The 10903-nt window shown below is 59.7% G+C and carries 9 protein-coding genes and 1 pseudogene; 4 read left to right on the forward strand and 6 right to left on the reverse strand.

Features of this window, described 5'->3' with window-relative positions; translation table 11 throughout:
- The 3 genes from G5358_RS18365 to cysG form a co-directional block, all read right to left on the reverse strand.
- Nucleotides 1-815 (reverse strand): GTP-binding protein (locus tag G5358_RS18365; RefSeq protein WP_421324656.1); only part of this gene is annotated, 815 nt, incomplete at its 3' end.
- Between the two features lie 12 nt (nucleotides 816-827).
- Nucleotides 828-1760 (reverse strand): sulfate adenylyltransferase subunit CysD, encoded by a 933-nt coding sequence (cysD, locus tag G5358_RS18370; RefSeq protein ID WP_323670614.1) that lies wholly within the window; start codon nucleotides 1758-1760, stop codon nucleotides 828-830.
- Nucleotides 1761-1832: 72 nt separating this feature from the next.
- Nucleotides 1833-3269, reverse strand: coding sequence for a siroheme synthase CysG (gene cysG / locus G5358_RS18375; protein ID WP_421324657.1), 1437 nt, complete (start codon nucleotides 3267-3269; stop codon nucleotides 1833-1835).
- Between the two features lie 197 nt (nucleotides 3270-3466).
- On the opposite strand from cysG, the gene G5358_RS18380 reads away from it, so the two are divergent.
- Nucleotides 3467-4387, forward strand: coding sequence for an SPFH domain-containing protein (locus G5358_RS18380; RefSeq protein ID WP_421324658.1), 921 nt, complete (start codon nucleotides 3467-3469; stop codon nucleotides 4385-4387).
- Nucleotides 4384-4839 carry an NfeD family protein gene (locus tag G5358_RS18385; protein WP_421319742.1) on the forward strand — a complete coding sequence of 152 codons (456 nt, stop codon included), beginning with the start codon at nucleotides 4384-4386 and terminating at the stop codon, nucleotides 4837-4839. Before G5358_RS18380 ends, G5358_RS18385 begins: the two co-directional genes overlap by 4 nt.
- Before the next feature lie 69 nt (nucleotides 4840-4908).
- Here G5358_RS18385 and G5358_RS18390 read toward each other — a convergent pair whose 3' ends face one another.
- Entirely contained in the window at nucleotides 4909-7014 is a 2106-nt protein-coding gene (locus G5358_RS18390) for a methyl-accepting chemotaxis protein (RefSeq protein WP_421319744.1), read from the reverse strand.
- Between the two features lie 140 nt (nucleotides 7015-7154).
- Here G5358_RS18390 and nadA point away from each other — a divergent pair, with 140 nt between their 5' ends.
- Complete coding sequence (gene nadA, locus G5358_RS18395) at nucleotides 7155-8228, forward strand: quinolinate synthase NadA (RefSeq protein WP_421316964.1); 1074 nt, start codon at nucleotides 7155-7157, stop codon at nucleotides 8226-8228.
- A gap of 70 nt (nucleotides 8229-8298) precedes the next feature.
- Here nadA and G5358_RS18400 read toward each other — a convergent pair whose 3' ends face one another.
- Entirely contained in the window at nucleotides 8299-9165 is an 867-nt protein-coding gene (locus G5358_RS18400) for a D-hexose-6-phosphate mutarotase (protein ID WP_160882008.1), read from the reverse strand.
- Nucleotides 9166-9251: 86 nt separating this feature from the next.
- The gene (gene gap / locus G5358_RS18405) at nucleotides 9252-10247 is read right to left on the reverse strand and encodes a type I glyceraldehyde-3-phosphate dehydrogenase (RefSeq protein ID WP_216975942.1); all 996 of its coding nucleotides are present in this window, start codon (nucleotides 10245-10247) and stop codon (nucleotides 9252-9254) included.
- Nucleotides 10248-10595: 348 nt separating this feature from the next.
- Here gap and G5358_RS18410 point away from each other — a divergent pair.
- Nucleotides 10596-10903: pseudogene (locus tag G5358_RS18410) on the forward strand (4-alpha-glucanotransferase); the annotation flags it as partial.

Genomic DNA, 10903 nt, shown 5'->3' on the forward strand with positions numbered 1-10903 from the left:
ACCCGCAGGATGCCGGAGGCGAGCGTCCCCGCGAAGCCGCGAAAATCGAGGTTGGGGCGGTTCACATACTGCACCGGCAGGCGCACTGGATGGCGCTCCAGCTCGCGCTCCACTTCCGCAGACTCCAGCAGGGAGAGCAGGGTTTCGCCCTGATACCAGGCCAGCTTGTCGCTCGGGTTGACCACGTTGTCACCGTCCAGCGCCGAGACCGGCACGATATGAATGGTGTCGACGCTGAGCTTCTTGGCGAACTCGCGGTAATCGGCGCTGATGCGCTCGAACACCTCTTGGCTGAACTCCACCAGATCCATCTTGTTGACCGCCACCACGAACTGCTTTATGCCGAGCAGGCTCGCGATAAAGCTGTGGCGGCGGGTCTGATCCAGCACCCCTTTGCGGGCGTCGATCAGAATGATGGCCAGATCGCAGGTGGAAGCGCCGGTGGCCATGTTGCGGGTGTACTGCTCGTGGCCTGGGGTATCCGAGATGATAAATTTGCGCTTGGCAGTGGAGAAGTAGCGGTAGGCCACGTCGATGGTGATGCCCTGCTCGCGCTCCGCCTGCAGGCCATCCACCAGCAGTGCCAGGTCCAGCTTCTCGCCGGTGGTGCCGAGCTTCTGGCTGTCGGACTCCAGCGCTTTGAGCTGATCTTCATAAATCTGCTGGGAGTCGTGCAGCAGGCGACCGATAAGGGTGCTCTTGCCGTCATCCACGCTGCCGCAGGTGAGAAAACGCAGCAGACTCTTGTGCTGCTGGGCGTGCAGATAGGCTTCAATGCCCTGTTCGGTGATGGCGGTCTGAATATGGCTGTTCATGCTGACGACTCCTTAGAAATATCCCTGACGCTTCTTCTGCTCCATGGAGCCGGCCTGATCGTGGTCAATCAGCCGCCCTTGCCGCTCGCTCGAGGTGGTGAGCAGCATCTCTTCAATAATTTCCGGCAAGGTGGTGGCATCGGATTCGATGGCCCCGGTGAGCGGGTAGCAGCCGAGGGTACGGAAACGCACCAGCTCCTGCTTCACCTCATCCTCGGCGGTCAGCGGCATGCGCTCGTCATCCACCATGATCTTGATGCCGTTGCGCTCCACCACCGGACGGTAAGCGGCGAAGTAGAGCGGCACTATGTCGATGTTCTCGAGATAGATGTATTGCCAGATATCCAGCTCGGTCCAGTTGGAGAGCGGGAACACCCGAATGCTCTCCCCCTTGTTGACCTGGCTGTTGTAGACGCGCCACAGCTCGGGGCGCTGGTTCTTCGGATCCCAGCGGTGAGACTTGTCACGGAAGGAGTAGACCCGCTCCTTGGCACGGGACTTCTCTTCGTCGCGGCGGGCACCGCCGAAGGCGGCATCGAAGCCATATTTGTTGAGCGCCTGCTTGAGCGCCTCGGTCTTCATGATGTCGGTGTGCTTGCCGCTGCCGTGGACGAAGGGGTTGATGCCCATGGCGAGCCCTTCTGGGTTCTTGTGGACGATCAGATCCAGCCCGTACTTTTTGGCGGTCTCGTCGCGGAACTTGATCATCTCCTTGAACTTCCAGTCGGTGTCGACGTGCAGCAAGGGGAACGGGATCTTGCCCGGATAGAAGGCCTTGCGGGCAAGGTGCAGCATGACGGAGGAGTCCTTGCCGATGGAGTACATCATCACCGGGTTTTCAAATTCGGCAGCCACCTCGCGGATGATATGGATGCTCTCGGCTTCCAGCTGCTGCAAGTGGGTCAATCTTTCACGGTCCATGTTGGTCCTCGGGTCATTGCTTATGCGCCTGCTCGGGGCGCTGGGTGGTTCAGTGCGCGGCCGCACCAGCAGCCGCATCAAATATCTCTTTCTCGGTCAGGCCAGCTGCACCAGCTTGAGGTCACAGCCATCGAGATCCGGGTTAGCGCGCTGCTGCTCGCAGCCCTTTTCTCCAAACCAGGCGAGCCGATCGCGCAGGGCAACCACTTCGCCGATGACGATAAGCGAAGGGCTCACCGCCTGTTTGGCCAGCTCGGCCAAGTCGGCCAGCGTGCCGGTCAGCACCCGCTGACGGGACGTGGTGCCGCGCTCGATGATGGCGATGGGGGTGGCTTGGCTTCGGCCGTGATCCACCAACTGCTGCTGGATATGCTCGGAGCGCATCAGCCCCATGTAGATGACCAGGGTCTGACTGGTGGCGGCGAGCTGCTGCCAGTCGGGCTCCTTGCCATCGATCTGGCAGTGGCCAGTGATAAAGACGGCGCTCTGGGCGTAATCACGGTGGGTGAGCGGAATACCGGCATAGGCGGTGGCACCGGCAGCGGCCGTGATGCCGGGCACCACCGAGAAGGGGATACCTTCGTCGGCCAGCACTTCCAGCTCCTCGCCACCCCGGCCAAACATAAAGGGATCGCCCCCTTTCAGCCGCACCACCCGGTTGCCCGCCTTGGCGTATTCCACCAGCAGGCGATTGGTCTCCTCCTGCGGCACGCTGTGGGCACCCGCCTTCTTGCCTACCGACACCAGGGTGGCATCACGACGCACCAGATCGAGGATCTCGGCGGAGACCAGCTGGTCGTAGAGCACCACTTCAGCCTGTTGAATCTGTTGCAGCGCCTTGAGGGTCAAGAGGCCCGGATCACCGGGGCCCGCGCCGACCAATACCACTTCCCCTACTTCGCTTTTCGCCTGATCGAGGCCATCGCTCAGCCACTGCTCGGCACCTTGCCAATCCTCTTTTTCAATCAGGCTGGCGAGAGTGTTGGAGGCAAAGGCGCGCTCCCAGAAGCGGCGACGCTCGGAAATCGAGGAGAGCACCCGCTTGGCCTTGTCACGCACCCGGCCGGATAGCTCGGTCAGCCCGCCAAGATGGCGCGGCAGCAGGCTCTCCAGCCGTTCGCGCAGCAAGCGCACCAGAACCGGCGCCTTGCCGCCGCTGGAGACTGCCACCATCAGCGGCGAGCGATCGATGATCGAGGGGAAGATAAAGCTGGAACGCTTGGGGTCATCCACCACGTTGACGAACAGACCCAGCTGGTTGGCGCTTTGGTAAACGAGCGAGTTGACTTCGAGGTTGTCGGTCGCCGCCACCACCAAAATCTGGCCTGCCAGATGGGCCGGAGTGAAGCGCTCGGCAAGATGGGTAAAACGACCGGAAAATTCCGTGAATTCCGGTTCAAGCTCCGGGGAGACGATGGTCAGTCGGGCACCGGCCGCCAGCAGCAGGCGCGCCTTGCGCAGGGCCACTTCGCCCCCGCCCACCAACAGCACCGGGCGCCCGTCCAACTTGGCAAACATCGGCAAATAATCCATTTCGACCCATCCCTCGGAATACGACTAATATGGGGCGACTATAGGCAGGGCAGCTTATCCCTCATAATAATAAAAAATGCTTTTTAATGCTTTTTGGTAATTAGCAAAGCCGATTCATGACAAAGGCGTACAAAGTCACTTGTGGTACCTGACGCCAGACCATAGGCTAGGGACTGTGTTTCATAAGGAGCTAAATGATGAATGAATCATTGATTGTGCTAGGGATTTTCGTGTTCCTGGTGCTCGCCACCCTGAGCGCGGGCATCAAGATCGTGCCCCAGGGCTACAACTGGACGGTGGAGCGCTTCGGCCGCTACACCCGCACCCTGACCCCGGGCCTCAACCTGCTGATCCCCTACGTGGATAGGGTCGGCCACAAGATCATCATGATGGAGCAGGTGCTGGATATCCCGGCACAAGAGGTTATCTCCCGCGACAACGCCAACGTCACCATCGACGCCATCAGCTTTGTGCAGGTGGTGGATGCCCGCAAAGCGGGTTATGAGGTCAACGATCTCACCAGCGCCATCCGCAATCTCACCATGACCAATATGCGCACCGTGCTCGGTGCCATGGAGCTGGACGAGATGCTCTCCCAGCGCGACACCATCAACGAGAAACTGCTGCGCACCATGGATGCCGCCACCGCCCCCTGGGGTATCAAGGTGACCCGCATCGAGATTAAAGATGTGCGCCCGCCGCTGGCGCTGGTCGAAGCGATGAACGCCCAGATGAAGGCCGAGCGCCAGAAGCGGGCCGAAGTGCTGGAAGCCGAGGGGGTGCGCCAGTCCAAGATCCTGAAAGCGGAGGGTGAAAAACAGTCCCAGATCCTTAAGGCCGAAGGTGAGCGTCAGGCCGCCTTCCTCGCCGCCGAAGCGCGAGAGCGGGCCGCCGAGGCGGAAGCCAAGGCGACCCATATGGTTTCCCAGGCAATTGCCGAAGGGGATCTGCAGGCCATCAACTACTTCGTGGCCCAGAAATATACCGAAGCGCTGGCGCGCATCGGTGAAGGTCCCAACAGCAAGGTGGTGATGATGCCGCTGGAAGCGGGCAGCCTGATTGGCGCCGTGGCCGGCATGGCCGAGCTGTTCAAGGATGGCAAGGGCGGCAAGTCATGATCACCCTGTTCGAGGGGCTGACCCACTGGCACTGGCTGGGGCTCGGCTTCGTGCTGCTGGCCATCGAGGTGCTCGGCTCTGTGGGCTTTTTGCTCTGGACCGGCATCGCCGCGCTGGAAGTGGGGCTACTGCTGCTGATCTGGCCCTTTGGTTGGCAGGCGCAGCTGCTGCTGTTTGCGGTGCAATCCCTGCTCACCACCTGGGCCTGGTGGCGCTGGCAGCACCAGCGCGACAACTCGGGTCAGGATGCCGCCAGCACCATCAACGAGCGGATGCAGAGCTATATGGGCCGCGAGCTGACCCTGCTGGATGACGTCACCCAAGGTACCAGTCGGGTGCATCTGGACGATACAGTCTGGACGGTGCGCTGCGACGAGTCGCTGCCTGCGGGCAGCAAGGTCAGGGTGGTCGGGGCCGACTCCCACATCCTGCTGGTTGAACCCCGCAACTGACGCAACTCTGCCGTCGAGTCATAAAAAAGCCCGCGATCGCTCGCGGGCTTTTGTCTCTCTGGCTGCCACTCAGGTACGCAGCCGATCGAGCTGACTGGCCAGCGCCGTAGCCGCTTGCTCCAGCGCTTCGCTCAGCTGATGGCTGGAGCTGGCCTCCTGCCCGATCACGTTGGCGGTATCGCCGATCCGCATCAAATTCTTGTTGATATCGTCACTGACGGCGCTCTGCTGCTCGGCGGCGGTGGCAACCTGACTGATGTGGTCGTGGATCTGCTGGATCTGGGCCACCACCCGATTGAGCGCCTCGAACGCCTGCTCGGTACCCTGCACCGTGGTGGTGGAGCGCTCGATGCCGGTATTCATCAGACGCTGGCTGCTGCTCACCTCAGTCTGCAAACTGCCAATCAGCTGGCCAATCTCGTCGGTCGATTCACGGGTCTTGTTGGCCAGCGCCCGTACCTCGTCTGCCACCACCGCAAAGCCACGGCCCATGTCCCCTGCCCGCGCCGCTTCGATGGCGGCATTGAGGGCCAGCAGGTTGGTCTGCTCGGCAATGGCGCGGATCACATCGAGGATCCGGCTGATATTGGTGCTGCGCTGGGCCACCAGCGCCACCGCTTTATCCGCCTCATGCATATCGCCGACCAGAGTATGGATCTCGTTGCGGGCATTGCTGAGGGTCTGCTGGGCGGTATTGATGTGGTGGGTCGCCGCTTCCGACTCCTGCGCAGCCTGCTCGGCATAACCCGCCACGCTGACTGCCGTGGTGCTCATCTGATGCATGGCGCTCACCACGCTCTCCAGCTCCAGATTCTGCTCGTCCAGACTACTGCGCATGGTGTCGGCGGTATGTTTCATCTCCCGCGCCTGCTGGTAGACCTGCTGACCGATCCCCTTGCTCATTTGCACCATGCCCCGCAGCTTGCCGAGAAAGGCATTGAGCTGGGCGCCCAGATCGATCAGCTCCTGATGGGTGTCGATCTCCATCTGCTGGGTCAGGTCCCCCTCGTTGCTGGAGAGATGACCCACATGGCGGCTGATAAGAGAAAGTGGCGCTGTGATGGTCTGGATAAACCAGACCAGCAGTCCCAACACCAACAGGGTGATACCGCCCATGGCGATGATCTGCTGCCGCTGGGCATCCACCAGCAGGGCGCCGAGCTCGCTGCTGATGGTGTGCGCCTTGCTTAGGGCCAGCGCCTTGGGCACCTTGATCATCAACCACCACTGGGTATTGGCTGCCTCAACCCGGATGGGCTGATGAAGAATGAAGTCACTGTCGCTGCTGACCGGCTGACCGTCAGGCAGGGTCAGGCCCACCTCCTTGAGTGGACGGCCCAGCTTGTCGGCATAGCGGTTGCTGCCCACAATCAGCCCCATCTTGCTGACCAGGGTCACATCCGCCTTGTTGTCATAGAGGCTCTTGCCAAGGTTTTCAGCCAGTTGCTGGAAGATGGGCAGGTTCATATCCACCCCGGCCAGCCCGACAAACTTGCCGTCACGCAGCACGGGCACCGTCAGACTGGTCATCAGCATCTTGTTGCCCGGGCTGATTTCGTAGAGGTAGGGCTCCATCAGGCAGGGCTGGCGGGTATCGCGACCACAGAGATACCACTCGCTGTTGCGAATGCCGAACTCGTTGAGGGAGGTATCAAACTTGGCCTCGCTGGCGGCGGCGTCCACCGCTTGCTGAGCGACGGCCCCTCCCTGATCCTTGGTGAAATAGACCTCCAGACTCCCCTTGCCTGCCACCGAGTGGCTGGCCCCGCCCAGCCAGTTGCCATCCTCGCCATCATAGCCATCCGGTTCAAACTGGGCATAAATGGAGCTGATCCCGCTCGCTTGCTGCAGGCTGCTGCCGAGCAGAGACTCCACTTGGGGCCGCGACAACCGCAGTTCCGGTTTGGCCATCCCGGCTTCAATCTGGGCGGTCACGGTCAGGGGGATCTGATAGGAGTTCTGCATCAGCGAGGCAATCTGGATGGCATAACGCTCTGCCTGATACTGCAGGCTGCGGGAGACCTCCTCTTCCAGTGCATCGCTGGTCTGGGTCATCACCATGTTGCGAAGGGAGCTGAAAGAAGCCGATTGCAACAGGGTCATGGCCAGCCCGGTCAGCAGAAACAGCCCCATGGTAAGGCACAACAACTTGAACTTGAGGGAACGTTGCTTCATGCGACAACTCCTTATGGCAGAATAACAACGAATTAATTGAGTATATTCGCCCACTTGCGCTTCACCCGATTTGTTGATGGGTTTGTGACAGGCTTATGGTTATAATTTTTGCCTTCCCGAGCGTTGATGGAACAGTCGCAATGAACAATGCACTGAGCAGTGTCCCGCCGGTAGTCGCGATGGACTACCCCTTTCCGGCCAAACCTCTTCCCCTGAGTGCCGAGCAGAGAACGACCTTGACCACAGAAATCAAGGCGCTGCTCAAGGAGCGCAAGGCGGTACTGGTTGCCCACTACTACACGGATCCCGAGATCCAGGCGCTGGCCGAAGCCACCGGCGGTTTCGTCGGTGACTCGCTGGAGATGGCCCGCTTTGGTCGCGATCACGAGGCGCAGACCCTGATTGTCGCCGGGGTGCGCTTCATGGGGGAAACCTCCAAGATCCTGAGCCCCCACAAACGGGTGCTGATGCCGACTCTGGAGGCCGAATGCTCCCTCGATCTGGGCTGTCCCATCGAGCAGTTCTCCGCCTTCTGCGATGCCAATCCCGACCATACCGTGGTGGTCTATGCCAATACCTCGGCCGCCGTCAAAGCACGGGCTGACTGGGTGGTGACCTCCAGCATTGCGCTGGAGATCGTCGAACACCTCGACAGTCTGGGTCACAAGATCATCTGGGGCCCGGATCGCCATCTGGGCGCCTATATCGAGAAGAAGACCGGGGCGCAGATGCTGCGCTGGCAGGGCCACTGCATCGTCCACGACGAGTTCAAGGCCCGTGCCCTGCGCGAGCTGAAAGAGCAGAATCCGGATGCCGCCGTGCTGGTTCATCCGGAATCCCCCGCCTCGGTGATTGAGCTGGCCGATGCGGTCGGCTCCACCAGTCAACTGATCAAGGCAGCCAAAGAGCTGCCCCAGCAGAAACTGATCGTGGCGACCGATCGGGGCATCTTCTACAAGATGCAGCAGGCTTGTCCGGAGAAAGAGATGGTGGAAGCACCGACCGGTGGCGATGGCGCCACCTGCCGCAGCTGCGCCCACTGCCCCTGGATGGCGATGAACGGTCTGGTGGCGATCAAGGAAGCCCTCACCGACGGTGCCGAGCGCCACGAGATCCATGTCGACGAAGATCTGCGGGTCAAAGCCTTGATCCCCCTCGACCGGATGCTCAATTTCGCCGCCGAACTCAAGCTCAAGACTCAGGGCAACGCCTGATTGTCGCCGTCACGAGATGCAAAGAGGGCTCCCGCGGGAGCCCTCTTTATTTATCTGAACCTCATCCTGATCAGATGATCACGGTAGAGAGACTGTGCTCTTCATCCGGCGCAACGGTCACCCCCGCCTCGCCAGCGATAGCGGCCTCGACACACAACATAGTGCGATAGCCATCGTCGCTCATGTCGGCCATGGCGGTGGCCCCTTCCAGCCAGGGGGTCCAGACCACCACGCTGTCGTGGTTGCCGCTCACAACCCGGGTCTCGCGCTCACCATCCTGCACGCTCACCAGCGCCTCTGGCTGCCAGTAGACCCGATCCAGCGGCCCGCTCAGGGTCAATGCACCCTGCTGCTTGGCATCCTGTCCGGTCAGCTTGTCGGCATAGGGCTCGCCCAGGCCGGTGACGCTTACCGCCTCTGGTGAGCTGATCTGCAAATAGGTGTGCAGCGCACCGCTATAGGTCAATGGCTGAGCACCTGTGTTGCGAGTGGTCAGCACCAGCGAAAGCTCTTTGCCCACCAGCACGTCCAGTTCCAACTCGAAGGAGTGATCCCACAGGGCGCGGGTTGCGTCGCTGTCGCGCAGGGAGAGATGAACGAGCGTGCCATCGGCGTGATCTGAGACTCCGTCCAGCATCCAGAGGGTGGTACGGGCAAAACCGTGGGAAGGCTTGCCGCTACCGACGCGGGCAGGCGCCGGGCCAAACCAGGGCCAGCAGATCGGGATACCACCGCGAACAGGCTTGCTGCCATCCAGCACCGCCTTGTCACTCAGCCAGATGGAGGCCGGCTCGCCATGACGTTGATAGCTCAGCACATGGGCGCCAAACAGGCTGATCTCGGCCTTGGCATAGTCGTTGTTGATGGTGAGAACCGGCAGACCGGCCGCATTGTTGGCAAGCTTGCAATTGGCTGTCAGGGGACGAATGGATTGCATGTGGACTCCTGTCATCAGGGGAAACCGAAAAACAAAAAGGCGGCCAATGGCCGCCTTTTTCAAGCTACGCGATTGCGCATCCCAAATTACTTGGAGATGTGAGCGATCAGGTCCAGAACTTTGCTGGAGTAGCCCATTTCGTTGTCGTACCAGGACACAACTTTAACGAATTTGTCGTTCAGCTGGATACCAGCCTTGGCGTCGAATACGGAGGTCTGACGCTCACCCAGGAAGTCGGTAGATACAACTTCGTCTTCGGTGTAGCCCAGAACGCCTTTCATAGCGCCTTCGGAAGCAGCTTTCATCGCTTCGCAGATTTCTGCGTAGGTGGCAGCTTTCTTCAGGTTAACGGTCAGGTCAACAACAGACACGTCCGGAGTCGGAACACGGAAAGCCATACCGGTCAGCAGGCCTTTCAGTTCCGGGATAACTACGCCAACAGCCTTGGCAGCACCGGTAGAGGACGGGATGATGTTCTGAGCCGCACCGCGGCCACCGCGCCAGTCTTTGGCAGACGGACCATCAACGGTCTTCTGGGTAGCAGTGGTAGCGTGAACGGTGGTCATCAGGCCAGACTCGATACCGAAGGTATCGTTCAGAACCTTGGCGATCGGTGCCAGGCAGTTGGTGGTGCAGGAAGCGTTGGAAACGATGTCCTGGCCAGCATAGGTAGCGTGGTTAACGCCCATTACGAACATCGGGGTCGCGTCTTTGGACGGGCCAGTCAGAACAACTTTCTTGGCACCGGCAGCGATGTGCTTGCGAGCAGTCTCGTCGGTCAGGAACAGACCGGTAGCTTCGGCAACAACGTCAACACCGATTTCGTTCCAACGCAGGTTGGCCGGGTCACGCTCAGCGGTAACACGTACGGTTTTGCCGTTTACAACCAGGTTGCCGTCTTTAACTTCAACGGTACCCTTGAAACGACCGTGGGTAGAGTCGTACTTCAGCATGTAAGCCATGTAGTCAACATCGATCAGGTCGTTGATACCAACAACTTCGATGTCAGAACGCTCGCAAGCCAGACGGAATACGAAACGACCGATACGGCCAAAACCGTTAATACCTACTTTGATAGTCATATTTAGTTACCTAACTGTTCAGTAGTCAAAGAAAATTCCGCTTGTAAATTTACTAGAACTCTCCGGTGAGTCAACCAACATTCTGTCTGAAATTGCGCTATATCATGAAAAACTGTGAAATTAATTTTCTGTTTATGTAACTGATTACCACGTTTTGACGAAAAAAGTGCCAGATCGTGGCATCGCGCAGATATCAACAATAGTGCCTACTCGGTCACACAACCATTCACTGAGATATGTAAAAATGTGCGCGGTTTAGCATGGCCCATAGAGCCACTGTTCAAGTACCACCCCATAAAAATCAAACAAAATAGTATAGATAGAATCCACAGCGGGAATTCTCAAACTATGACCACCCTGATTGAACAGCTGGCTGCCGCAAAAGGTATCGCCAGCGAGTATGTCGATGCCTGGGGCCACCCGGCCCAGGTATCCGAAGAGAGCAAGGCCGCCATGCTTGGCGCCATGGGCTACCGCGTCGATGACGAGGCCGCACTGGTGCAGCAGCTGGAAGAGGAACATCGTCAGCACTGGCTGCGGGCGCTGGATCCTGTGATGGTGGTTCGCACCGGCGACGCCGTTACCCTTGAGGTTCGCCTCCCCATCGAATTCGTCAACGACGCCCTCACCTGGCAGCTCCAGCAGGAGCAGGGTGC

The organism is Aeromonas sp. 604176 (assembly GCF_049170755.1).
GTDB lineage: Bacteria > Pseudomonadota > Gammaproteobacteria > Enterobacterales > Aeromonadaceae > Aeromonas > Aeromonas veronii_A.